The sequence below is a fragment of the Brevundimonas sp. TWP1-3 genome (assembly GCF_049896085.1).
In the GTDB taxonomy this organism is placed as follows: domain Bacteria; phylum Pseudomonadota; class Alphaproteobacteria; order Caulobacterales; family Caulobacteraceae; genus Brevundimonas.
Genome location: NZ_JAFCTP010000001.1, coordinates 276,405 through 298,036 on the forward strand (window position 1 = coordinate 276,405; position 21,632 = coordinate 298,036).

Annotated in this window: 24 protein-coding genes; 10 read left to right on the forward strand and 14 right to left on the reverse strand. The window is 66.3% G+C overall.

The window, feature by feature from the left end; genetic code table 11:
• Window positions 1-12: 12 nt before the first annotated feature.
• The 6 genes from mnmE to hemE all read right to left on the reverse strand — a co-directional run bounded on the left by mnmE (window position 13) and on the right by hemE (window position 6,330).
• Window positions 13-1,320, reverse strand: a complete 1,308-nt coding sequence (gene mnmE / locus ACP693_RS01450; protein WP_426019503.1) for a tRNA uridine-5-carboxymethylaminomethyl(34) synthesis GTPase MnmE — start codon at window positions 1,318-1,320, stop codon at window positions 13-15.
• A gap of 42 nt (window positions 1,321-1,362) precedes the next feature.
• Window positions 1,363-1,590 (reverse strand): DUF6489 family protein, encoded by a 228-nt coding sequence (locus ACP693_RS01455; protein WP_425987021.1) that lies wholly within the window; start codon window positions 1,588-1,590, stop codon window positions 1,363-1,365.
• A gap of 40 nt (window positions 1,591-1,630) precedes the next feature.
• Window positions 1,631-3,055, reverse strand: a complete 1,425-nt coding sequence (rho, locus tag ACP693_RS01460; RefSeq protein WP_426019501.1) for a transcription termination factor Rho — start codon at window positions 3,053-3,055, stop codon at window positions 1,631-1,633.
• A 694-nt stretch (window positions 3,056-3,749) separates the two neighbouring features.
• Window positions 3,750-4,217, reverse strand: coding sequence for a CopD family protein (locus ACP693_RS01465; protein WP_426019499.1), 468 nt, complete (start codon window positions 4,215-4,217; stop codon window positions 3,750-3,752).
• Entirely contained in the window at window positions 4,214-5,275 is a 1,062-nt protein-coding gene (gene hemH / locus ACP693_RS01470; RefSeq protein ID WP_426019498.1) for a ferrochelatase, read from the reverse strand. Before hemH ends, ACP693_RS01465 begins: the two co-directional genes overlap by 4 nt.
• Complete coding sequence (gene hemE, locus ACP693_RS01475; protein ID WP_426019496.1) at window positions 5,272-6,330, reverse strand: uroporphyrinogen decarboxylase; 1,059 nt, start codon at window positions 6,328-6,330, stop codon at window positions 5,272-5,274. Before hemE ends, hemH begins: the two co-directional genes overlap by 4 nt.
• 450 nt (window positions 6,331-6,780) lie before the next feature.
• Here hemE and ACP693_RS01480 point away from each other — a divergent pair, with 450 nt between their 5' ends.
• The 5 genes from ACP693_RS01480 to dnaQ are packed head-to-tail and all read left to right on the forward strand — an operon-like array spanning window position 6,781 to window position 10,446.
• Complete coding sequence (locus tag ACP693_RS01480; RefSeq protein WP_426019494.1) at window positions 6,781-7,650, forward strand: pyruvate, water dikinase regulatory protein; 870 nt, start codon at window positions 6,781-6,783, stop codon at window positions 7,648-7,650.
• Complete coding sequence (locus ACP693_RS01485; protein WP_426019492.1) at window positions 7,647-8,243, forward strand: Maf family protein; 597 nt, start codon at window positions 7,647-7,649, stop codon at window positions 8,241-8,243. Before ACP693_RS01480 ends, ACP693_RS01485 begins: the two co-directional genes overlap by 4 nt.
• Window positions 8,240-9,070, forward strand: a complete 831-nt coding sequence (locus tag ACP693_RS01490) for a shikimate dehydrogenase family protein (protein WP_426019490.1) — start codon at window positions 8,240-8,242, stop codon at window positions 9,068-9,070. Before ACP693_RS01485 ends, ACP693_RS01490 begins: the two co-directional genes overlap by 4 nt.
• The gene (gene coaE / locus ACP693_RS01495; RefSeq protein WP_426019488.1) at window positions 9,067-9,699 is read left to right on the forward strand and encodes a dephospho-CoA kinase; all 633 of its coding nucleotides are present in this window, start codon (window positions 9,067-9,069) and stop codon (window positions 9,697-9,699) included. Before ACP693_RS01490 ends, coaE begins: the two co-directional genes overlap by 4 nt.
• 24 nt (window positions 9,700-9,723) lie before the next feature.
• A complete protein-coding gene (dnaQ, locus tag ACP693_RS01500; protein ID WP_425987010.1) occupies window positions 9,724-10,446 on the forward strand; it encodes a DNA polymerase III subunit epsilon in 723 nt (240 codons plus the stop codon).
• Between the two features lie 84 nt (window positions 10,447-10,530).
• Here the strand turns inward: dnaQ and dapB are convergent, their stop codons facing one another.
• The 3 genes from dapB to dnaK form a co-directional block, all read right to left on the reverse strand.
• Entirely contained in the window at window positions 10,531-11,280 is a 750-nt protein-coding gene (gene dapB, locus ACP693_RS01505) for a 4-hydroxy-tetrahydrodipicolinate reductase (protein WP_425987009.1), read from the reverse strand.
• Window positions 11,277-12,479 (reverse strand): molecular chaperone DnaJ, encoded by a 1,203-nt coding sequence (dnaJ, locus tag ACP693_RS01510; protein ID WP_426019486.1) that lies wholly within the window; start codon window positions 12,477-12,479, stop codon window positions 11,277-11,279. Before dnaJ ends, dapB begins: the two co-directional genes overlap by 4 nt.
• A 173-nt stretch (window positions 12,480-12,652) precedes the next feature.
• Complete coding sequence (gene dnaK / locus ACP693_RS01515; protein ID WP_426019485.1) at window positions 12,653-14,560, reverse strand: molecular chaperone DnaK; 1,908 nt, start codon at window positions 14,558-14,560, stop codon at window positions 12,653-12,655.
• Between the two features lie 291 nt (window positions 14,561-14,851).
• Between dnaK and ACP693_RS01520 the strand changes: the two genes are divergently transcribed.
• Complete coding sequence (locus ACP693_RS01520) at window positions 14,852-15,223, forward strand: hypothetical protein (RefSeq protein ID WP_426019483.1); 372 nt, start codon at window positions 14,852-14,854, stop codon at window positions 15,221-15,223.
• Entirely contained in the window at window positions 15,186-15,827 is a 642-nt protein-coding gene (locus ACP693_RS01525; RefSeq protein WP_426019481.1) for an alpha-ketoglutarate-dependent dioxygenase AlkB, read from the forward strand. The genes ACP693_RS01520 and ACP693_RS01525 overlap by 38 nt, the downstream gene beginning before the upstream one ends.
• Before the next feature lie 3 nt (window positions 15,828-15,830).
• On the opposite strand, the gene ACP693_RS01530 is transcribed toward ACP693_RS01525, so the two are convergent.
• Both ACP693_RS01530 and ACP693_RS01535 read right to left on the reverse strand, forming a co-directional pair.
• A complete protein-coding gene (locus ACP693_RS01530) occupies window positions 15,831-16,631 on the reverse strand; it encodes a siderophore-interacting protein (protein WP_426019480.1) in 801 nt (266 codons plus the stop codon).
• The gene (locus tag ACP693_RS01535; RefSeq protein WP_426019478.1) at window positions 16,628-17,257 is read right to left on the reverse strand and encodes a PadR family transcriptional regulator; all 630 of its coding nucleotides are present in this window, start codon (window positions 17,255-17,257) and stop codon (window positions 16,628-16,630) included. The genes ACP693_RS01530 and ACP693_RS01535 overlap by 4 nt, the downstream gene beginning before the upstream one ends.
• Before the next feature lie 150 nt (window positions 17,258-17,407).
• Here ACP693_RS01535 and ACP693_RS01540 point away from each other — a divergent pair, with 150 nt between their 5' ends.
• The 3 genes from ACP693_RS01540 to ACP693_RS01550 are packed head-to-tail and all read left to right on the forward strand — an operon-like array spanning window position 17,408 to window position 19,562.
• A complete protein-coding gene (locus ACP693_RS01540; protein ID WP_426019476.1) occupies window positions 17,408-18,115 on the forward strand; it encodes a dienelactone hydrolase family protein in 708 nt (235 codons plus the stop codon).
• A 57-nt stretch (window positions 18,116-18,172) separates the two neighbouring features.
• Window positions 18,173-18,652 carry an Rrf2 family transcriptional regulator gene (locus ACP693_RS01545; protein ID WP_426019475.1) on the forward strand — a complete coding sequence of 160 codons (480 nt, stop codon included), beginning with the start codon at window positions 18,173-18,175 and terminating at the stop codon, window positions 18,650-18,652.
• Window positions 18,630-19,562 carry an NAD(P)/FAD-dependent oxidoreductase gene (locus tag ACP693_RS01550; RefSeq protein ID WP_426019473.1) on the forward strand — a complete coding sequence of 311 codons (933 nt, stop codon included), beginning with the start codon at window positions 18,630-18,632 and terminating at the stop codon, window positions 19,560-19,562. The genes ACP693_RS01545 and ACP693_RS01550 overlap by 23 nt, the downstream gene beginning before the upstream one ends.
• A gap of 3 nt (window positions 19,563-19,565) precedes the next feature.
• On the opposite strand, the gene ACP693_RS01555 is transcribed toward ACP693_RS01550, so the two are convergent.
• The 3 genes from ACP693_RS01555 to trpS all read right to left on the reverse strand — a co-directional run bounded on the left by ACP693_RS01555 (window position 19,566) and on the right by trpS (window position 21,585).
• On the reverse strand, window positions 19,566-20,003 hold the full coding sequence (locus tag ACP693_RS01555; protein WP_426019471.1) for an NINE protein: 438 nt from the start codon (window positions 20,001-20,003) through the stop codon (window positions 19,566-19,568).
• A gap of 74 nt (window positions 20,004-20,077) precedes the next feature.
• The gene (locus ACP693_RS01560; protein WP_426019470.1) at window positions 20,078-20,542 is read right to left on the reverse strand and encodes an OsmC family protein; all 465 of its coding nucleotides are present in this window, start codon (window positions 20,540-20,542) and stop codon (window positions 20,078-20,080) included.
• Window positions 20,542-21,585 carry a tryptophan--tRNA ligase gene (trpS, locus tag ACP693_RS01565; RefSeq protein WP_426019469.1) on the reverse strand — a complete coding sequence of 348 codons (1,044 nt, stop codon included), beginning with the start codon at window positions 21,583-21,585 and terminating at the stop codon, window positions 20,542-20,544. The genes ACP693_RS01560 and trpS overlap by 1 nt, the downstream gene beginning before the upstream one ends.
• Window positions 21,586-21,632: the final 47 nt, after the last annotated feature.

Sequence of the window (21,632 nt, forward strand, 5' to 3'; positions counted from 1 at the left end):
GGAACGCCGGTCCTATTTTCCGATGCAGAAGGTCGAAAAGACCTGCCCCAATATATCCTCGACCCCAATGGCGCCGGTGACCCGCGCCAAGGCATCTGCCGCCCGCCGCAAATCGTCGCCTGCCATCTCCGGCGCGACATCCAGGGCGACGCGTGCCGCGGTTACCGCCGACAGCGCCTCGGTCAACCGAAGCCGGTGGCGCTCACGCGTGATCGCGGGAAAATCCGCCCCCGCCAGATCGGCGGACAGCCGTGCGGCGATCCAGTCGTGAAGCTCTGGCAGGCCCTGCCCGCTTTCGGTGCTGACCGACAAGACCTCCAAACCGCTTGTGGTGTGAATGCCTCCAAGGTCAGACTTGTTGGCGACCACCAAGTCACTCGGTCGAGCATAGTCAGCCGCCACCCCGTCCGGATCGCCGGGCGCGCGGACCCACAGACGTAGGTCCGCCTGTTCCGCCCGTAGTCGCGCGCGGCGAACGCCTTCGGCCTCGACCGGATCGTCGCTTTCTCTCAGCCCCGCCGTGTCGGACAGGGTCACGGCGTAACCGCCGATCACCAGATCGGCGTCGAGCACATCGCGGGTGGTGCCGGCGATCGGCGTCACAATGGCCGCCTCTCGTGCGACGAGGGCGTTGAACAGCGACGACTTGCCGGCGTTCGTCTCGCCGATCAGGACGATGCGATAGCCGTCCCGCACCCGCTCGCCCCGTCGCCCGGTATCGATCGCACGGCGCAAATCGTCGGCGAGACGATCCAGCACCGGCCCGGCGGTGCGCGCCAGATTGTCCGGCACCTCTTCGTCGGGGAAGTCGATCTCCGCCTCGACCAGAGCCAGGGCGTGAAGCAGGTCGCGGCGGAAACCGGCATAGGTCTCACTGAGCTTTCCATCCAGCTGCCCCAGGGCCTGCCTGGCCTGGGCGCTGGTCTCGGCGTCGATCAGGTCCGCGACCGCCTCGGCCTGGGCCAGGTCCATGCGACCGTTCTGGAAGGCGCGGCGAGTGAACTCGCCGGGTTCGGCCGGACGAACGCCGAGCGCGATCAAGGCGCGGCTGGCGGCCTCGACCACGGCGCGACCGCCGTGCAGATGCAGTTCGGCGGAGTCCTCGCCGGTGTAGGAGTTTGGCGCGACGAAGCGCAGGACGAGGGCCTGATCGATGTGATCGCCATCGTGGGTCAGATCGCGAACCGCAGCCATTCGCGGCTTCAGCCTTGTCGCGCCGAGCGCCGTCAGGCTCGGTTCAACCGCCGGCCCCGACAGACGAATGACCGCGATGGCCCCTCGGCCAGGCGGCGTCGCGAGGGCGAAGATAGTATCGGTCATAATCTCAAAGTCCGCTCCCCATGTCTTGGGGAGACAGGCGGGTCATGGCTTGACGGCCGCTTCCATCAGACGACGGAACTGGTCCTGGGCCTGAAGGCCGAAACTGGTCCAGGTCTTCATCAGCTCTTCAGGCTGCATGGCGGCGACATTGGTCTCCATCCGCTTCTGCATCTCGGCGACCATGGCCTCGTTCAGCGGGGTCACGTCAGGCAACCCCAGGAAGGCGCGCGCCTCCGCCGGGGTGCACTCCACTTCGACATTGACCTTCATCACACCGTCTCCTGTTTCACGTGAAACGTCCGAAGACGGATCAGGTGTTCATCGACTGGAAGAAGTCCGAGTTGTTCTTCGATTGACGCAGTTTGTCGAGCAGGAATTCGATCGCGTCCTGCGGACCCATGGGGTTCAGGATGCGGCGCAGGACATAGGTCTTGGCTAGCTGGTCCTTCGGCGTGATCAGGTCTTCCTTGCGGGTGCCCGACTTCAGCACGTCGATGGCGGGGAAGATGCGCTTGTCGGCGACCTTGCGGTCCAGCACGATTTCCGAGTTGCCGGTGCCCTTGAATTCTTCGAAGATCACCTCGTCCATCCGGCTGCCGGTGTCGATCAGGGCCGTGGCGATGATGGTCAGCGAACCGCCCTGCTCAACATTCCGCGCGGCGCCAAAGAAGCGTTTGGGCCGTTGCAGGGCGTTGGCGTCCACACCGCCGGTCAGCACCTTGCCCGACGAGGGGACGGTGGCGTTGTAGGCGCGGCCCAGGCGGGTGATGGAGTCCAGCAGGATCACGACATCCTTCTTGTGCTCGACCAGGCGCTTGGCCTTTTCGATCACCATTTCGGCGACGGCGACGTGGCGCGTGGCCGGCTCGTCGAAGGTCGAGGCCACAACCTCGCCCTTCACGGTGCGCTGCATGTCAGTGACTTCTTCCGGCCGTTCGTCGATCAGCAGGACGATCAGGATGACTTCCGGGTGGTTCTTCTCGATCGACTTGGCGATGTTTTGCAGCATCACCGTCTTGCCGACGCGCGGCGGCGCCACGATCAGGCAGCGCTGGCCCTTGCCCAGGGGGGCGACGATGTCGATGACCCGACCCGAACGATCCTTCAGCGTCGGATCCTGGATTTCCATGTGCAGCCGCTCCTCGGGATAGAGGGGCGTCAGGTTGTCGAACAGGACCTTGGTCTTGACCATCTCGGGGTCTTCGAGATTGATCGTGTCGACCTTGAGCAGGGCGAAATAGCGCTCGCCTTCGCGCGGCGCCCGCACGGCGCCGTGGACGGTGTCGCCCGAACGCAGGCCGAAGCGGCGGATCTGCGACGGCGACACATAGACGTCGTCCGGACCCGGCAGATAGTTGGCGTCCGAACTGCGCAGGAAGCCGAAGCCGTCGGGCAGGATCTCCAGCACGCCGTCGGCGATGATCTCGACTTCCTCGTCGGCCAGGGCCTTGAGGATGGCGAACAGCAGGTCCTGTTTGCGCAGGTTCGAGGCGTTCTCGACCTCCAGCTGTTCGGCGAAGGCGACCAGGTCGGCCGGCGTCTTCTCGTTCAGTTCCGCCAGCGTGATGCGGCCGTTGGCGACGACGGGTTCGCCGTCGTCATCGTCGTCGGCCGTGGTGTCCACGCCGGAGTCGGCGCCTGCGACTTCACCGGCTTCGTGCTCGGCGCCGTGATGGGTCGGGGCTTGCGCCTCGGTGTTTTCGGTCTCGGGGGTGTTATCGGTGACGTCGGTCATGATACAGGCTCGCGGACGCGCGCACGGAACCGCACGGCGTCAGATCTCTGGAAATGTCTGGCCGTAAGGCCGAAGGGAGGCGCGACGGGCTCCCGCTGGCTCAAGGCCTGCAGGCGTCACGAAGAGAGAGGGACCGGCGGTCGAAGCGAAAGACTTCGCACCGAACGGTTCACCGCCACCGGAACCACAGGCGGTGGGTCAGGTCAAGCGGCGGTATTAATGGCGCGTCCTGACTTCTATCGTCATCTCTCCAACCAGTCAGCTTCGAGCGGACGCAGAACACCTTCCTGCCCGTCCCCGGTGACCGCTGCAGCGAAAACGACTCCAACCTCGTCGATGTATAGAGCACGGCATCTCTCCCGCATTGAGACGCTTACGCAGAGCCTGTCGTTCCCGACATTATAGGTCCCAACCCGCGATCCACGGGAAGCACTGGAGTAGGTTCCGTTTGGACGAAAGATTTCACCCAGTTCTCCCACGAGCCCAGCAGGCCAGATGCCGTGATTGACGACATAGGTCGCTATCTCGCTCTCACCGAGGCGTCGGACCTGGCCCTGCGGAGTCGTTGTGTCATCCAGCCATGCTCCAGCATGAGCTTGAGGCGAACCTCCGAGCATCAGCAGCGACAACAGGCCAGCTATCACAGGACCTCCCCCAGAACCTCTCGCTCGCCTCTTCCAATGAAAGAGAGGCTTTAACCGAACGTCCACTCCGTCGTCACCGACAACACCATCACTATGGCGAGGACGAAGGGAACCTCATTGGTCATACGCCAGAACTTGCCGGAATATTTCGACGTCCCCGCCGCGATCTTCTTCCTCTGCGCCGAAAGGAAACCATGCCAGCCGCTGAGCAGGAAGACGCCGATCAGCTTGGCGATCATCCACGGCTCGGCCAGGACGCCCGCGCCGCGCGCAGAGACATCGATGTGGATCAGCCACAACCCGAACACCCAGGACAGGATCATCGCCGGGTTCAAAATGATGCGAAGCAGGCGCGTCTGCCACAGACGCAACAGGCCCTGCATCTCGCTTTTCAGCGGCTCAGGCTTGGACTGCTGTTCGGCGTCATAGGCATAGAGGCGGGGCAGGAACAGCAGCCCCGCCATCCAGGCGATGACGGCCAGGATGTGCAGTCCACGCGCCAGGTCGTAGGTATTCATGCCGCCTGTCTCCCGTTGCGATGCGGACAGGCCTTCCAGTCCGCCTTGCACCCCTGGCCGAAGGGCGCGACGCCAGTGCGAGACAGGGCGCTGACCGCCGCATCGGCCAAGGCGTCGATGAACAGGGGTTCGATCCCGACCGCCGGCGCCCGCAGATAGGGACTGGCCCCTTTTTCATGGGCCAGTTCGCCGTATTCGATATCCAGCTCGACCAGGGTCTCGATATGTTCGGAGACGAAGGCGATGGGGGTTATGACCACGCCCACCCCGTCCCTGGCCGCCTTCTCGATGGCCTCGGGCGTCGAGGGGCCCAACCATTTCATCGGCCCCACGCGGCTCTGATAGCAGATGGCGTAGTCGATGGGTCCGCGACGCGCCTCAATGGCGGCGACCACGGCGGCGACGGTCGTCTCGATCTGTTCCTGATAGGGATCGCCCTTGCCCGTCACCAGCTTCTCGGGGATGCCGTGGGCGGAGAACAGCACGCGCACCGGCTGGCCCACCGCCTCATCCAGCTTTTCGCCGATGGCCTGGGCCTGAGCCTCGACCCAACCCGCCGCAGCCGGATAGCAGCAGACGGCGCGGCTGATGCCCGAGCCTCTGTAGGCTGCGTTCCAGGCCTTGAGCGAAGACTGCGTCGTCGTGGTCGAGAACTGCGGATACAGCGGCAGCAGCACCACCTCGTCCGGCCCGTAGGCGGCGACCTCGGCGGCCGTCTCCTCGGTCAGCGGGTTCCAGTAGCGCATGGCGATGAAGACCCGCACCGCGTCGCCCGACAACCGGGCGTTCAGCACCGCCTCCAGCGCCCCGGCCTGACGGCGGGTTTCAGGCAGCAGGGGCGATCCCCCGCCCATCAGGGCGTAGTTGGCCTGGGCGCTGGTCTCGCGTCGGCTGGAAATCAGCTTGGCCAGCGGCGTACGCACGATCCCCGGCAGGCCGATGATCGCCGGGTCGTTGAACAGGTTGAACAGGAACGGCTTGACCGAGGCCTGGTCGTCCGGCCCGCCCAGATTGAACAGCACCACCGCGATGCGGCGGCCTTGGGTCGCTTCGGTCATTGGGCGCCGATCCGTTTCAGAACCTGTTCGACGTGATCGATGGGCACGTCGGGCAGGATGCCATGGCCCAGGTTGAAGATCCACGGCCCCTGCCCCCAGGCCTCCATCAGCTGATCCACGCGGCGGGCCAGCAAGTCGCCGCCGGCGCGTAGCAACAGAGGGTCCAGCGCGCCCTGGATCGGCTTGATCTGCTGCACCCGTTTGCCGACCTCCAGCGGACACGCGGTGTCCAGGGCGACGGCGTCGACCTCGACCTCCTGGGCATACCGCTCTGCAAGCGCCGCAGAGCCTCGTGGGAAGCCGATCAGCGGCACGGTGACGCCCAGCTCCCGCGTGCGCTTCACAAGCGCCTGGTGGGGCTTCAGGACCAGTCTTTCGAACAGATCGTCCGGCAGGCCCTCGGCCCAGCTCTCGAAGATCTTCAGAACCTGGGCGCCGGCGTCGGCCTGCATCTTCAGATACCGGGCCGTGGCCTCGACCAGAACCTCCAGCGTCTCGTCGACCCGCCTGGGGTCGGCATAGGCGTAGGTCCGGGCCTGGGCGCGTTCGCCCTTGCCGATGGTGCGGTGCTCGCCGTCCAGCATATAGGTCGCCACGGTCCAGGGCGCGCCGGCGAACCCGATCAGGGCCCGCTCGGGCTCCAGGGCCGCACGCACGATCGACAGGGTCTCGCCCACGGACGACAGATACTCGCCCGCCCCCGGCGCCAGTTCGGCCATCCGACCTGGGATCGGCATCTCGCCCAGACGCGGGCCCTCTCCCGTCTCGAACCAGACGTCCTGGCCCAGGGCGCGGGGGATCAGCAGGATATCGGCGAAGACGATGGCCGCATCGAAGCCAAACCGCCGCATTGGCTGAAGCGTCGCCTCGGCCGCCATTTCGGGGTTGAGGCAGAAGGCGATGAAGTGGGGCGCCTCGGCCCGCAGTCGGCGATATTCCGGCAGGTAACGCCCCGCCTGGCGCATGAACCAGACCGGCGGACGCTCCAACGTCTCTCCTCGGAGAGCCCGGATCATCAAGGGCGTCTGATCGGCGTTCTGGGTCGGATCGGTCATGCTGGACGATTAAGGTCACAGCCCCCCGCTCTCAATCCCTAATCAGATTAAGAATTAAAAGATTCGAAGTGGCAGGTAGGGCGGTGGAATGGCGGGGATGACTTCAAGACAGCCGGCGGAACAAAAGCAGATATCCACGCCCCGCGCATCCTTAACGGGGACGCCATGGGCGACAATCCCGCCGGTGGACAATCCCTAACGAAACCTTAACAGGCAGGGGTTTGCGGGGACTTGCGCCTGTGAGCACGGTTAAGCGTCGTTAACCCTTCGTTAGGATTTTCCACAGCGATGGAGAAACCGGTTTTCCGCCTTGGGATGATCCGCCCTCGGATGGGGACCGCCATCCACCGTCATCCCCGCTCGCGGGCCGGGCGAGGAGGGGCTAAGGAAAACGGCGCCCTGACGGTCCAACGCCGTCCCCCAACTTTCAACAGGGAGACCGACAGTCCCATGAGCCCTGCGAGACCTTCGGGACCGGCCCGTCTGGCCACCTATTTCCATGTGCATCTGGTGTCGGATTCCACCGGCGAGACGCTGAACGCCATGGCCAAGGCGGTGACGGCCCGCTTCGACGGCGTCATCCCCATCGAGCACATCTACGCCCTTGTCCGTTCGGCCAAGCAGATGGACCGGGTGCTGCACGAGGTCGCGGCCGCGCCGGGCGTGGTGCTGCACACCCTGGTCGATCGCGATCTGCGCGAACAGCTTGAGGAAGGCTGCCGCCGGCTGGACATGCCGCAGATCGGGGCCTTGGATCCCCTGGTCGGCGCCATGTCGCGCTATCTGGGCGCGGCGCTGTCGACCCGTGTCGGCGCCCAGCACGCGCTTGACCACGACTATTTCAACCGCATAGCGGCGCTGGACTTCGCCATGGCCTATGACGACGGCCAGGGCTCGCTGGAGCAACTGGAGGGCGCCGATGTCGTACTGTGCGGGGTCAGCCGCACGTCCAAGACCCCGACCTGCATCTATCTGGCCCACCGCGGCATCCGGGCGGCCAACGTGCCGCTGGTGCCGGGCCAGGAGGACGGCGAGCGGCTGACGAAGCTGAAGAAGCCGCTGGTGATCGGCCTGACGGTGTCACCCGACCGGCTGGTGCAGATCCGCCGCAACCGCATCGACAATCTGAACGCCAACCAGTCGTCCAACTACACCGACCAGGACGCCGTTCGAGACGAGACGATCAAGGCCCGGCGCGCGTTCGAGCGGCGCGGCTGGCCCACCATCGACGTGACCCGTCGCTCGGTCGAGGAAACAGCGGCGGCGATCACCAACCTGCTCAGCGAACATCGCAACCACAAGATCGGGACGACGTGGTGAAATCAGAAAGTCTCATCTTAGCCTCCAAGAGCGCCGCCCGTCGCGCCATGCTGGAAAACGCCGGCGTCGCCTTCGAAGTGCGTGTCGCCGATGTGGACGAGGATGCGATCAAGGCCGTCTCCGGCGATCTGGATGCGGCGGCCCTGGCGGTGCGTCTTGCCGAGGCCAAGGCTCTGACCGTGTCGCGCGACGACGAAACCGCCTGGGTGCTGGGTTCGGATCAGACCCTGGCCTTCGATGGCGGCCTGGTGTCCAAGGCCAAGTCGCTGGACGCCGCGCGTGAGCGGCTGAAATCCATGCGCGGCAAGTCGCACCAGCTCAATTCCGGCGCCGCCTTGGCGACAAAGGGCCAGATCGTCTGGTCCGGCGTCGATACGGTCGAGATGCGGATGCGAGATTTCTCCGACGCCTTCCTCGACGCCTATCTGGCGACAGAAGGTGAGGCCCTGTTGTCCTGTGTCGGCTCCTACCGGCTTGAGGGTCTGGGGTCGCAGCTGTTCGAGGCGGTGGACGGCGATTATTTCACCGTCCTGGGCCTGCCCCTGTGGCCCGTTCTGGCCGAACTGCGGCGGGCGGGAGTGATCGCGGCATGAGCGTCAATCGCATTACCGGCGCAGCCATGGTCGCCGGGATCGCCGGCAATCCGGTGGCCCATTCGCTCAGTCCGGTGATCCACAATGCCTGGCTGGCGGCGGGCGACATCGACGGCGCCTATGTCCCCTTCGCCCCCGCCGATGCAGCCGGTTTCGAGGCCTTGGTCGCGGCCGGGCGCGCGGGCCTCATTATGGGCCTGAACGTCACCGCGCCCTTCAAGGAACAGGCCTTCGCCCTGGCCGACACAGCGACGCCGGCGGCGCGGCTGACATGCTCGGCCAACATCCTGAGGTTCGACGACGGCCGCGTATCCGCTGACAGCTCCGACGGGATCGGACTGATGCGGGGTCTGAAGGAACAGGCGCCGGATTTGGACGTCGCCGGCCGGCCGGTGGTCGTGCTGGGCGCCGGCGGTGCGGCGCGCGCCGGGTCGGGGGCGCTGGTCGAGGCCGGGGCGGTGGTTCGCATCGTCAATCGGTCGCCGGAACGGGCTCAGGCCCTGGCCGCCGATCTCGGTCCTTCCGTGCGGGTCATGGCGGCGGCGGACGCTTTCGACGGCGCGGCCCTGGTCGTCAATGCGCTCAGTGTGTCGCCACAGATCGACTTCGCATCGATCGCGCCGGGCACGGTGGTGATGGACATGACCTACAAGCCGCTGGCCACCCCCTTCCTGACGGCGGCGCGGGCGCGTGGATTGCCGACGGTGGATGGTCTGGCCATGCTGATCGGCCAGGCGGCGCCGTCGTTCCAGGCCCTGTTTCGTCGCCCTCCTCCACCGCTGGACCTGCGCGCCCTGTTGATGGCGCATCTGGGCGAGTCGGCATGATCCTGCTCGGTCTCACCGGCTCCATCGGCATGGGCAAGTCGACGACGACGGCCATGTTCGCCGATCTGGGCGCGGTCGTCTGGAACGCCGACGACGCGGTGCATCGCCTCTATGCCCCCGGCGGCGCGGCGGTTGAGCCCGTAGGAGAGGCCTTCCCCGGCGTGGTCGTCAATGGCGCCGTGGACAGAACCCGCCTGGCCGAGGCGCTGGGCCGCGACGAGACCGCCTTTCGTCGGCTGGAAACCGTCGTCCATCCGCTGGTCGCCCAAGGTCGGGCAGAGGATCTTGAGGCGGCGCGCGCTGCGGGAACCCGGCTGGCGGTCCTCGACATCCCTCTGCTGTTCGAGACCGGGGGCGATAAGGCCGTCGACGCCGTGGTGGTCGTCACCGCCGATCCCGCGATCCAGGCCGAGCGTGTCCTGGCCCGTCCCGGCATGACGCGCGAACGGTTCGACGCCATCCTCGCGCGCCAGATGCCGGACGCCGAAAAGCGCGCCCGTGCAGATTTCGTGATCGACACCGGCCGTGGCCTCGACGCGGCACGAGCGGATGTGGAGGCGATCGTCGCCACCGTTCTGGAGCCGTCGTGGATATCTCCCCGGCAAGGCGCGGCTGGCCTTTCGCACTGAGGCGAATGTCTCCATTAAGGGGACATGGCGCGCGAAATCGTTCTGGATACCGAGACCACCGGCTTCGACCCCAAGACGGGCGATCGGCTGATCGAGGTCGGCTGTATCGAGATCCAGGACCTGCTGCCGACCGGCCGCACCTTCCACCGTTTCGTCAATCCCGAGCGGCTGATCCCGCCCGATGCGATCCGGGTCCACGGCATCACCGACGACAAGGTCAAGGATGCGCCGAAGTTCGCCGAGATCGCCGACGACCTGATCGAATTCATCGGCGACGCGCAAATGATCGCGCACAACGCCGCCTTCGACCGCAACTTCATCGACCATGAGTACAAGCTGTGCGGCCGGCCGATCACGGGCGAGGCGCGCTGGATCGACACGCTGAAACTGGCCCAGACCCGGTTTCCGGGCATGCCCAACTCGCTGGACGCCCTGTGCAAACGCTACAAGGTGTCGCTGGTCGAGCGGACGTTGCACGGCGCACTGATCGACGCCCGTCTGCTGGCGGAAGTCTATCTGGAGCTTCGCGGCGGCAAGGAGCGGGTGCTGGACCTGTCGTCCGGCCCGGTCGGCCGCGGACCCGGCGGCGCGTTGGAAATCGCCGCCTATGGCCAGCGTCCGCGCCCGCTGGCGCTGCGCTCCACGCCCGAGGAACAGGCGGCCCACGTCGCCTTCCTGGCCAAGGCGCTGAAGGATCGCTCGCTGTGGGAGGCCTATGGCCTGCCGGCGCAGGAAGATGCGGCTTAGTCGCTGAGCCAGCAGACGCCGGAGGCGCTCAAGTCGTGAGCGACCGCGTCGCGAACATAGCGCGGCGCGTCAGCGCCCCAGGCATCAAGCTTGGCGAAAGCCAAGCACGTCCTGCATGTCATAGAGGCCGGTCTTGCGGGTTCGCACCCAAGCGGCGGCGGCGACGGCGCCCTTGGCGAACAGGCTGCGATCAATGGCCGAGTGGCTGAGGGTCAGGACCTCGTCCTCCGAGGCGAACAGCACCGTATGTTCGCCGATGATGCCGCCGGCGCGGATGGAGGAGAAACCGATCTTGCCGCTTTCGCGTTCGCCCTGAACCCCATCATAGGGTTTGGATTGAATCTCGGACAGATCAGTGAACCGGCCCTCGGCGGCGGCCTCGCCTAACATCAGCGCTGTGCCTGACGGCGAATCCACCTTGCGCCGGTGGTGGGCCTCGGTGATCTCGATGTCCCAGTCCTGGGCGTCCAGGCGCTGGGCCGCGTGCTGGACCAGGCCGATCAGGATGTTCACGCCCAGCGAGAAGTTGCCGCTCTTGACGATGGCGATCTTCTCGGCGGCCTTCATCAGCTCGGCCTCCTGCTCGGCCGTAAAGCCGGTGGAGCCGATGACCAGGGCCGGACCGCCGCGTTCCGCCGCCGCCTGCGCCAGGGCGACCGAGGCGTCGGGGGTCGAGAAGTCGATGATCACGTCGCACAGAGAGATGTCGGCCGTCTCGCCCCAGTCGAAACGGGCGGCGACGACCACGTCCTCGCGGGCGTCCAGCACCTGCGAAACCGCGCGACCCATCCGGCCGCGATAGCCGGAAATGCCGGCGTGGAAGATTGCGCTCAAACTGCGTTTTCTTTCGATCCGTCCGCATCCTGATTGCCCAGGATGTCTGCCCAGAAGCGCTTCGCCTTTCCGGCGAAGCTGGAGTTGCGAGGGTTCTGCCCCTCGCCGAACGACAGGGCAAGCTCTTCCAGCAACTCACGCTGGCGCGCGGTCAGATCGGTGGGCGTCTCGACGAACAGCTCGACGACCAGGTCGCCCCGGTTGCGGCCGTTCAGATGGGGCATGCCCTTGCCCTTGATGCGGACGGTCTTGCCGGTCTGGGCGCCGGCCGGCACGGTGACGGCGGCCCTGCACTTGCCGTCGCAGGCGGCCGACACCAGGCAGGGCGCATCGATCTCGCCGCCCAGAGCCGCCACCGTCATCGGCACGGGCACGGTGACCAGCAGGTCCAGGTTGTCGCGTTCGAACAGGTCGTGCGGCGTCACCGAGATGAAGACATAGAGATCGCCGCGCGGTCCGCCGCGCTGACCGGCATCGCCCTCGCCCGACAGACGGATGCGCGAGCCGTCGTCGACGCCGGCCGGAATCTTGAGGTTCAGGGTGCGGTTTTTGCGGACCTGGCCGTGACCGTGGCAGGTCGTGCAGGGATCGGCGATCATCTGGCCCTGGCCGTGGCAGCGGGGGCAGGTGCGCTCGACCTGGAAGAAGCCGTTGGCCTGGCGCACGCGACCGGCGCCCTGGCAGGTGGTGCAGGTGACGGGCTTGGTGCCCGGCTTGGCGCCGGACCCCTCGCAGGTGTCGCAGGTCATGGTCGAGGGGATGTCGAGATCGACATCCTCGCCCTTGTAGGCCTGCTCCAGCGTGATCTCCAGATCGTAGCGCAGGTCCGAGCCGCGACGCGGTCCGCCCTGCTGGCCCCGACCCTGCTGGCGGCCGCCGAACGCGTCCCCGAACGCATCGCCGAACACCTGCGAGAAGATGTCGTTGATGTCCGAAAAGCCCTGCTGGCCCTGGCCAAAGCCGCCGCCTGCGCCGCCGTTCACGCCCGCATGGCCGAACCGGTCGTAGGCGGCCCGCTTCTGCTCGTCCGACAGAACCGTATAGGCCTCGGAGATTTCCTTGAACTGGGCCATCGACTCTTCGGAACCGCCGTTGCGGTCGGGGTGATGGATCATCGCCAGCTTGCGGTAGGCGGCCTTCAGACCAGGGGCGTCGATCGTGCGTTCGACGCCAAGAACCTCGTAATAATCACGCGCCATCGGGCGTCCGTCCTCATACTTCCCCTGCCGTTCGCCCCGGATCTCTGCGGACCCTGGAGGAAAACGGTGTCCCGGCTGACATGGGGGCCGGGACGAACGATGCAAGTTTCAGAAAAAGGCCCCGCCTATCGCAAGACAAGCGGGGCCGTATCATTTCAGCGCACTGTGGCGGATCAGGCGCTCTTCTTGTCGTCGCCGTCCGTGTCCGAGACTTCCTCGAACTCGGCGTCCACCACGCCGTCGTCGGCCGGGGCGGCGTCACCTTCGCCTGCGCCCTGCTGCTGGGCGTACATGGCCTCGCCCAGCTTCATCGAGGCCTGGACCAGGGTGTTGGTCTTGGCGCGGATGTCTTCCGCGTCCGTGCCTTCGCGTGCGGTCTTCAGCTCGGCCAGGCCCGTTTCGATGGCCGTCTTCTCTTCCGCGCCCACCTTGTCGCCGTGTTCGGCCAGGGCCTTCTCGGTCGAGTTGATCAGGCTGTCGGCGGCGTTCTGGGCCTCGACCAGATCCTTGCGGATCTTGTCGGAGGCGGCGTTGGCCTCGGCTTCCTTGACCATCTTATCGATGTCGGCGTCCGAAAGGCCGCCGTTCGCCTGAATGCGGATCGACTGTTCCTTGTTGGTCGCCTTGTCCTTGGCCGAGACGTTGACGATGCCGTTGGCGTCGATGTCGAAGGCGACCTCGATCTGCGGCATGCCGCGCGGCGACGGCGGGATGCCCATCAGGTCGAACTGACCCAGCATCTTGTTGTCAGACGCCATCGGGCGCTCGCCCTGGAAGACCCGGATCGTCACGGCCGACTGGTTGTCATCGGCGGTCGAGAAGGTCTGGCTCTTCTTGGTCGGGATCGTGGTGTTGCGCTCGATCAGGGGCGTGAAGACGCCGCCAAGGGTCTCGATGCCCAGGGTCAGCGGCGTCACGTCCAGCAGCAGCACGTCCTTGACGTCGCCTTGCAGGACGCCGGCCTGAACGGCGGCGCCCAAGGCCACGACCTCGTCAGGGTTCACGCCCTTGTGCGGCTCCTTGCCGAAGAAGGCCTTCACGGCTTCCACGACCTTGGGCATGCGGGTCATGCCGCCGACCAGCACGACTTCGTCGATGTCCGACGCCTTCAGGCCGGCGTCGGCCAGCGCCTTGCGGCACGGCTCGATGGTGCGCTGGACCAAGTCCTCGACCAGGGATTCCAGCTTGGCGCGCGTCAGCTTGATGTTCAGGTGCAGCGGACCGGACGCGTTCATGGTGATGAACGGCAGGTTGACCTCGTACTGGGTCGTGGTCGACAGCTCCTTCTTGGCCTTTTCGGCCTCTTCCTTCAGGCGCTGCAGGGCCAGCTTGTCCTGGCGCAGATCGACGCTCTGTTCCTTCTTGAACTCGTCAGCCAGGTAATCGACCAGGCGCAGGTCGAAGTCCTCGCCACCCAGGAAGGTGTCGCCGTTGGTGGATTTCACCTCGAAGACGCCGTCGCCGATTTCCAGGACCGAGACGTCGAAGGTGCCGCCGCCCAGGTCATAGACAGCGATCTTCTGACCGTCGTTCTTTTCAAGACCATAGGCCAGGGCCGCTGCGGTCGGCTCGTTGATGATGCGCAGCACTTCCAGGCCGGCGATCTTGCCGGCGTCCTTGGTGGCCTGACGCTGGCTGTCGTTGAAATATGCGGGAACGGTGATGACGGCTTGGGTCACCTTGTCGCCCAGGAAGGCCTCGGCCGATTCCTTCATCTTCTGCAGGATGAAGGCAGAGATCTGCTGGGGGGAATAGTCCTTGCCGAAGGCGCGCACCCAGGCGTCGCCGTTCGGACCCTTGACGATCTCATAGGGCACCATGCCCTTGTCCTTGGCGACCACGGGATCATCGAAGCTGCGGCCGATCAGGCGCTTGATCGCGAAGAAGGTGTTGGACGGGTTGGTGACGGCCTGGCGCTTGGCGGGCTGACCCACCAGCACTTCTGCGCCGTCCTGAATCGCCACGACCGACGGGGTCGTGCGGTTGCCCTCGGCGTTCTCGATGACCTTGGGGGTCTTGCCGTCCATGGCCGCCACGCAGGAGTTGGTGGTGCCGAGGTCGATGCCGATAATCTTGGCCATGTGCTCTTCAGTCTCTCTCGTTCAGCGGGCGATGCGGCGGCCTTCGAAGAAGCGCCGCGCGTGACCGCCCCCGGTTGGGTTGGCGTGGATCAGGCTGGATAGCCCCAAGTTTCGCGGGGTTTCTCCGAAGCTGGCCCCGATATGGGAAAATCCCCCCCGCCTGCAAGGGCGTTCTGCGATTCAACCCCTTTCGCAGAACGATGAAATTCGAAGATGCGAGGTCCGTGATTGTGCGGCATAAGAATTTTCGTCGCGCTCAGGGGATCGCGATCGATGAAGGGAGAGGAAACAATGATCAAGACCATGCTCAAGGCAGCGGTCGTCATGGCCGTTCTGATCGGAGCAGGCGCTGCGGCCGCACCGCCGCCCGCGACGGCGCCGATGGTTCAGTCGCGCGACGGTTACGACCGCCACGTCACCATCAAGAACCGCACCGGCTGGACCATGCTGCGCTTCTATGCGTCGGACTCGCGCAAGGACGACTGGGAAGAGGACATTCTGGGCGACGACGTGCTGGAAAACGGGCAGAACGTTCGCATCAATATCGATGACGGCTCGGGCGCCTGCATCTATGACTTCAAGGCCGAGTTCACCAACGGCGAGGAGCTGATCCGTTCACGCATCAATGTCTGCGAAATCGGCGAATACAGCTACACCCGCTGAGGTGAAGACCGCCGTCGAGGGCTTTCGGCTGTGGCCGGGGGCGCTCGATGCGGCGGCGCAGGCCGATCTGGTCGCCGAGGTGTTCGCGCGGCTGGATCAGGCTCCGCTCTACCGACCGACCACGCCGGGCGGACGGCCCTTCTCGGTGCGGATGGCCAATTTCGGTCCGCTGGGCTGGGTCTCGGATCGTGGCGGTTATCGCTATCAGGCGACACATCCCGAAACGGCCCGGCCCTGGCCCGCGATCCCGCAGGCTCTTCTGGACCTGTGGGACGCCACGGTCGGCTGGCCCGAACCGCCGGACGCCTGTCTGGTCAATCTGTATCGCGAGAGTGCGAAGATGGGCCTGCACCAGGACAAGGACGAGGCCGACCTGGGCGCGCCGGTCCTGTCGGTGTCGCTGGGGGATACGGCGATGTTTCGCATCGGCGCAGCCGAGGGCGGGCGCACCACGACGCTGAAGCTGGAAAGCGGCGACGTCTGCGCCCTGACGGGACCGGCGCGGCTGGCCCGGCACGGGATCGACCGCGTGCTGGAGGGGTCGTCGCGCCTGATCCCCGATGGCGGGCGTCTGAATCTGACCCTGCGCTGCGCGGGGGCTTGAGCCTCAGCCGTCGATCACCTCATGGGCGCCGACATCGCCTAGCCGCCAGTAGCCCGCCGCCTTCATCGCCTTCGGATCGAAGCCCAGAGCGATCAGGGTCACACGCAAGGCCTTGGCGACCTGGGATTCCGCCGCGATCCAGACATAGGCGTCGTCGCGTGAGACCCCGGCCGCCGCTGCAGACACGGCCTTGATCAGGGCGTCGGTCTGTCCGCGAGCGCCTGTCCGCTCGACCCAGATCTGGGTCAGGTCCGTGCGGGTCGTGAAGGCCAGACGCGAGGCCGCGTCTTCGACCTCGACCACCGTCAGGACCCGCACACCGGCAGGCAGCTCCTCCAGCCGCCGTGCGATGGCCGGCAGCGCCGTCTCGTCGCCGATCAGCACATGATCGGCATAGTCGGTCGGCACGACGAAGGAGCCGCGCGGCCCGCCGACGCCCAAGACGCTTCCCACCGTCGCCGCCTCGGCCCACTCCGTCGCCGGTCCGCCATGGCCGATGACGAAGTCGATCGTCAGCCGGTTGGTCGCGGGATCATAGGCGCGGGGCGTATAGTCGCGCGCGACCGGCCTGGGCTCGGGAAAGACCGGCCCGTCCGGCCCTGGCGTCGGCAGAACCGCGGCCTCTCCGTCCCGCACGGGAAAGATCTTCACATGGTCGTCGAACCCGGCGCTGACGAAACCGGTCAGGTCGTCGCCGCCCAGCACGATCCGTTTCAGCGTCGGGGTCAGGGCCTCGATCGAGACCACCGAAAGGGTGCGGAACTTCAGTTCGTGTCGCACCCGGCGAGCTTCACGCACGCTCATGCCTTTTCGACCCTGTCGGCGGCCTCGGCCAGGATGGCGGCGATGGCCTGAACCTGATCGTCGGTCAGCGCCGTCTCGCTCGTCAGACGACCATGGATCGTGTGGCGCAGGCGGCCGATGGCGTCCTGGATCGCGGCTGGGCGCAGGGCGCGTGCGGCGAACTTGTCCATCGTCGCCTCGGCGCCGCGCAAAACCTCGGCGTTCTCGACCAGCAGCGCCCGACCCTCGTCGGTGATGGAATACAGCTTCTTGCCGCCTTCGGCCTGAGAACTCAGGGCGCCCATTTCCTCCAGCAGCGTAAGACTCGGATAGATCACGCCAGGGCTGGGCGAGTAGGCGCCGCCCAGCCGAGTCTCGACGGCCTTGATCAGCTCATAGCCGTGGCTGGGCTTCTCCGCGATCAGCGACAACAGCACCCAACGCAGCGTGCCGTGGTCGAACAAACGCCCGCCGCCGCGCCGTCCGTGCTTGTGGCCGTGACCGCGCCCCTCGCCGCCTTCCCAGCCGGGACCGAAGTCGGCGCCGCGTCCACCGCGCATACCACGCCCGAAGGCGAACCCGCCGTGACGACCGTGTTTTTCACCGCATCCGTCGCGGCGTCCCTGAAAAATCCCTTTGGACCTCATGATCGATTCCTTTTCGATATATCTATTCACAAGTGATTAGATATATCTGAATAACGAAATCCGCAAGAGGGGCTGGCGTTCGGGCGCAAGCTGCGGCGTAAATCGGGGATGGAAGACCTCAAGCGCCGTTGGGCCCGCCTCGAACCCCACATGACCGTCGTGGGCCCTGACGACGACCGGCCCCGGCCGGCTGTGCTGCTGTTCCACGGCTGCGGCGGCCTGCGCGACCACCTGCCCCGCTACGCCGCAGCGGCCAAGGCGGCGGGCTGGCGGGCCTTTATCATCGATTCTTATGCCCCGCGCGGTTGGGGGCGAGCCTTCACCTTGACGGCGGTCTGCACCGGCCTGTCCTTCCGAGGTTACGAGCGGGCCGGGGATGTGCTGGCGGCGATCCAAGGCATCTCGGCCCGGCCGGACGTGGACGAAACCCAGCTGACCCTGGGCGGTTGGAGCCACGGCGGCTGGTCGATCATGGAGATGATGAGCGCCGCGCCGCTGCCCAACACGATGGGCGTCACGAACCCCGGCGACGCAGACCTCTCGGGCGTCCGCGCCGTCTGGCTGATGTATCCCTACATCGGCCCGTTCGCCTTCAACCGGATGAAGCCCTGGCGGCACTGCCCCAAGGTGCTGGCCGTCACCTGCAAGCGCGATCACCTGACGACGCAGCGCAACGCCGAACAGGTCAACGCCATGATCCGCAACTGCGGCGCCGAGGTCGAAAGCTGGATCGCCGTCGGCACCCACGCCTTCGACGAGCCGACCAACAACGGTCCGATGCGCCACGACCCGGACCTGACCGAAGAGGCCCTGCGCCGCTTCCGCGCCTTCCTGACCGACGTCGCCCCTCACGCCTGAAAAGAATCTCGCAGGCCCGTCTTGACGCGCAGCCCTTCACGTAACAATTGAAGTTACATGAAAAGAGATTCCCGCCTCTCCAACATCCTGCACGCTCTGCTGCACATGGCCGAGCACGAGACGCGGACCGGGGCGCCGATGACCTCGGACCAGCTGGCCGTCTGCCTGTCGACCAATCCGGTCGTGGTGCGCCGGACCATGGCCGGCCTGCGCGAACAGGGGCTGGTGGCCTCGGAAAAGGGCCATGGCGGCGGATGGCGGCTGGCCCGGCCGCTGGACCAGGTGACCCTGGGCCAGGTCAATACGGCCTTGGGCGAGCCCGGCCTGTTTCCCGAAACCCCGCCGGTCGAGGCCGACGGCTGCCTGGTCGAGGCGGCGGTCAACGACGCCCTGGGCGAGACCTACGCCGCCGCCCGCGCCCTGCTGGTCGCGCGGTTGAATGACATCACCCTGGCCGATCTGGCGGCGGACTTCTCGCGCCGGATGGCCGAACACCCAAAGAGAGATCTGTTCCATGCCCACCGCCACGAAGGCTGAACCCATGCCGCACGACGCCCTGATCATCGGCGGTTCCTACGCCGGCCTGTCCGCCGCCCAGCAGCTGGTGCGCGCCCGTCGCCGGGTGCTGGTCATCGACGACGGAAGGCCGCGCAACCGCTTCGCCGCCCGCGCCCATGGCGTCCTGGCCAACGACGGCCGACCGGGTGCGGAGATCACGGCGACGGCGCGGTCCCAGGTCGCGGCCTATCCCACCGCCGCCTTCCGCATGGCCGAGGCGGTTGCAGTCGAGCGGATCGACGGCGGATTCTCGGTCGCCTTCGCCGACGGTACGCGGACCCGGGGCCGCCGGCTTCTGCTGTCGCATGGGGTCGAGGACGTGCTGCCCGATATTCCGGGCGTGAAGGAACGCTGGGGCCGCACCGCCCTGCACTGTCCCTGGTGCCACGGCTACGAGATCGGGGGCGGTCCTATCGGGGTGCTGGGGCGCGGCGACCATGCGGTCCAGTATGCTGCGACCGTCGCGGAATGGGGCCAAGTCACCCTATTCATGGGTCTGGACGTCGGCCTGTCGCCCGAGGACGCCCATCTGCTGTATCGGCGCGGCGTGACTATCGAGACCAGCCCCATCGCCCGGCTGGAGGGCGAAGCCCCGACACTGACCGGCGCGCGGTTGACTGACGGGCGGTTCGTGGAGCTGAAGGCCATCTTCGTCGGGGCCAGCGTCCGCGTGGCCAGCCCGTTCGCCGAACATCTGGGCTGCGAGATGACCGACACGCCGATGGGCCGGGTGATCAAGGTGGACGCCATGCAGGCGACGACCCAGCCGGGCGTCTTCGCCGCCGGCGATCTGGCGCGGGCGGCGTCCAACATCACCCTGGCCACATCGGACGGCATGATCGCCGCCCACGGCCTGTTCCGCTCGCTGGTCGAGGAGGAGACGAGATAGGTGTCAGACTGGGGCGCCGATCAGGCGTCGCTTCTGCGCTTCATATTCGTCCTGCGAAATGGCGCCGCTATCCCGCAACGTCGCAAACTTGGCCAGTTCATCAACGACGGACTCTTGGGGCTTCGTGCCTACATTTAGGCGGTCCATCAGCTTTCGATTTTGTTCCTCGACCATGCCGCCGATGGTGAACAGATCGATCAGCAGCCAAACCGCCAGAATGGCGATCAAGAAGAACCCGACGATCACCACAGCGAGCAATATGCCGGTCAGACAGAGAGTGAGTTGGGCCACGGCGGACCCTGTGCGGCCAAGGTAGAACCGATGCCCGCCAACGCTTCCGGTGAAGAACCAGAGCAGATAGGCGACGCCAGCAGACTTCTTGCTGGCTTCGAACGCCATCAAGGCTTGAGTGTCGGCGCTCAGGCCGCTTTGATTGGACATATTACTTCCCCCGAAGGAAGTGTCTTTCTCAACCGAAGCGCGTAGAGTCAAGGCGCTCCAGCCTTGTATCAGGCTCAGCCGATGGTCGCCTCGACCGTGATGGCCGCGCGGACAGAATGGGCCATTTCGCAATGCTCATGGGCCTGGTGGTGCAGGGCGTCGATCTCGGCCTGATCTGGTTCGCGACCGGAGAAGCTGGTGAAGGGGCGCAGCGTCACCTCGGCGAGGTAGCGTTTGCCGTTCTCGTCCTTGCCCATCTTGCCCGAGGCCTCGTCGACATAGGTATCGACCACCAGGCCGGCGTTGGCGGCGAAGGCCAGGAACCACAGCATGTGACAGCTGGACAAGGAGGCGATCATCGCCTCCTCAGGATCGACCGCCGAGGCGTCGGACATCGGCAAGGGCACGCTGGACGGCGCCGACGAGCCCGGCACGACGGCGCCGCCGTCGAAGGTCCAGGAGTGGGCGCGGCTGTAGCGCTTGTCGAGGAAGGGCTGATCGCCCCGGCTCCAGGCGATCCTGGCCTCGTACACGCCCATCACGCCCTCCAGAAGCCGACGATCTTCTTGACATCGTCCACCACCGGATCGGCGACGGCGGCGGCGCGTTCGGCGCCGTCCTTCAGCACGCGGTCGATCTCGGCCGGATCGTCCATCAGGCGACGCATCTCGGCCGTGACCGGAGCTAGCGAAGAGACGGCAAGGTCCGCCAGGGCCGGCTTGAAGGCGCCGAAGCCCTGGCCGCCGAACTGGGCGATCACCTGTTCGCGGGTCAGGCCGGCCAGGGCGGCGTAGATGGCGACCAGATTCTTGGCCTCGGGCCGGTCGTTCAGACCGTCCAGGGTTTCCGGCAGCGGCTCCGGGTCGGTCTTGGCGCGCTTGATCTTGGAGGCGATGGCGTCCGCGTCGTCGGTCAGATTGATGCGGCTGTTGTCGGACGGGTCCGACTTGGACATCTTGGCCGCCCCGTCGCGCAGGGACATGACGCGCGTCGCCGGTCCCTGGATGATTGGTTCGGGCACCGGGAAATAGCCGGGCGCGCCGAAGTCGTTGTTGAACTTGGCGGCGATGTCGCGGGTCAGTTCCAGATGCTGCTTCTGGTCCTCGCCGACCGGCACCTCGGTCGCCTTGTACAGCAGGATGTCGGCGGCCTGGAGCACGGGATAGGTGTAGAGGCCGACCGAGGCCCGCTCCTTGTGCTTGCCCGACTTCTCCTTGAACTGGGTCATCCGGTCCAGCCAGCCGAGGCGGGCGACGCAGTTGAAGATCCAGGCCAGTTCGGCGTGGGCGCGCACCGCGGACTGCGGGAAGATGATCGACTTGGCGGGATCCAGGCCCGAGGCGAGATAGGCGGCGGCGATCTCGCGCGTCTGGGCGGCCAGCTTGGCCGGGTCCTGCCAGACGGTGATGGCGTGCATGTCGGCGACGAAGACGAAGACCGGCGCGCCCTGGTCCTGAAGCTCGACGAATCGTTTCAGGGCGCCGAGATAGTTGCCCAGGTGAAGCGCGCCGGAGGCCTGGATGCCGGACAGGATGCGGCGCGGGCCGTCGTATGTCGCAACGGCTGGGGTCTGGTCGGTCATGGGGTCGGGTCTCGGAAGGTCGAAAGGCAGGCGTGGTGAAGGCGGCG

Excerpts from the sequence above, each read along its gene's own strand:
- mnmE (WP_426019503.1), bottom strand. The coding sequence starts at position 1,320 with ATGACCGATACTATCTTCGCCCTCGCGACGCCGCCTGGCCGAGGGGCC.
- ACP693_RS01455 (WP_425987021.1), bottom strand. The coding sequence starts at position 1,590 with ATGAAGGTCAATGTCGAAGTGGAGTGCACCCCGGCGGAGGCGCGCGCC.
- rho (WP_426019501.1), bottom strand. The coding sequence starts at position 3,055 with ATGACCGACGTCACCGATAACACCCCCGAGACCGAAAACACCGAGGCG.
- ACP693_RS01465 (WP_426019499.1), bottom strand. The coding sequence starts at position 4,217 with ATGAATACCTACGACCTGGCGCGTGGACTGCACATCCTGGCCGTCATC.
- hemH (WP_426019498.1), bottom strand. The coding sequence starts at position 5,275 with ATGACCGAAGCGACCCAAGGCCGCCGCATCGCGGTGGTGCTGTTCAAT.
- hemE (WP_426019496.1), bottom strand. The coding sequence starts at position 6,330 with ATGACCGATCCGACCCAGAACGCCGATCAGACGCCCTTGATGATCCGG.
- ACP693_RS01480 (WP_426019494.1), top strand. The coding sequence starts at position 6,781 with ATGAGCCCTGCGAGACCTTCGGGACCGGCCCGTCTGGCCACCTATTTC.
- ACP693_RS01490 (WP_426019490.1), top strand. The coding sequence starts at position 8,240 with ATGAGCGTCAATCGCATTACCGGCGCAGCCATGGTCGCCGGGATCGCC.
- coaE (WP_426019488.1), top strand. The coding sequence starts at position 9,067 with ATGATCCTGCTCGGTCTCACCGGCTCCATCGGCATGGGCAAGTCGACG.
- dnaQ (WP_425987010.1), top strand. The coding sequence starts at position 9,724 with ATGGCGCGCGAAATCGTTCTGGATACCGAGACCACCGGCTTCGACCCC.
- dnaJ (WP_426019486.1), bottom strand. The coding sequence starts at position 12,479 with ATGGCGCGTGATTATTACGAGGTTCTTGGCGTCGAACGCACGATCGAC.
- dnaK (WP_426019485.1), bottom strand. The coding sequence starts at position 14,560 with ATGGCCAAGATTATCGGCATCGACCTCGGCACCACCAACTCCTGCGTG.
- ACP693_RS01520 (WP_426019483.1), top strand. The coding sequence starts at position 14,852 with ATGATCAAGACCATGCTCAAGGCAGCGGTCGTCATGGCCGTTCTGATC.
- ACP693_RS01525 (WP_426019481.1), top strand. The coding sequence starts at position 15,186 with ATGTCTGCGAAATCGGCGAATACAGCTACACCCGCTGAGGTGAAGACC.
- ACP693_RS01530 (WP_426019480.1), bottom strand. The coding sequence starts at position 16,631 with ATGAGCGTGCGTGAAGCTCGCCGGGTGCGACACGAACTGAAGTTCCGC.
- ACP693_RS01535 (WP_426019478.1), bottom strand. The coding sequence starts at position 17,257 with ATGAGGTCCAAAGGGATTTTTCAGGGACGCCGCGACGGATGCGGTGAA.
- ACP693_RS01540 (WP_426019476.1), top strand. The coding sequence starts at position 17,408 with ATGACCGTCGTGGGCCCTGACGACGACCGGCCCCGGCCGGCTGTGCTG.
- ACP693_RS01545 (WP_426019475.1), top strand. The coding sequence starts at position 18,173 with ATGAAAAGAGATTCCCGCCTCTCCAACATCCTGCACGCTCTGCTGCAC.
- ACP693_RS01550 (WP_426019473.1), top strand. The coding sequence starts at position 18,630 with ATGCCCACCGCCACGAAGGCTGAACCCATGCCGCACGACGCCCTGATC.
- ACP693_RS01555 (WP_426019471.1), bottom strand. The coding sequence starts at position 20,003 with ATGTCCAATCAAAGCGGCCTGAGCGCCGACACTCAAGCCTTGATGGCG.
- ACP693_RS01560 (WP_426019470.1), bottom strand. The coding sequence starts at position 20,542 with ATGGGCGTGTACGAGGCCAGGATCGCCTGGAGCCGGGGCGATCAGCCC.
- trpS (WP_426019469.1), bottom strand. The coding sequence starts at position 21,585 with ATGACCGACCAGACCCCAGCCGTTGCGACATACGACGGCCCGCGCCGC.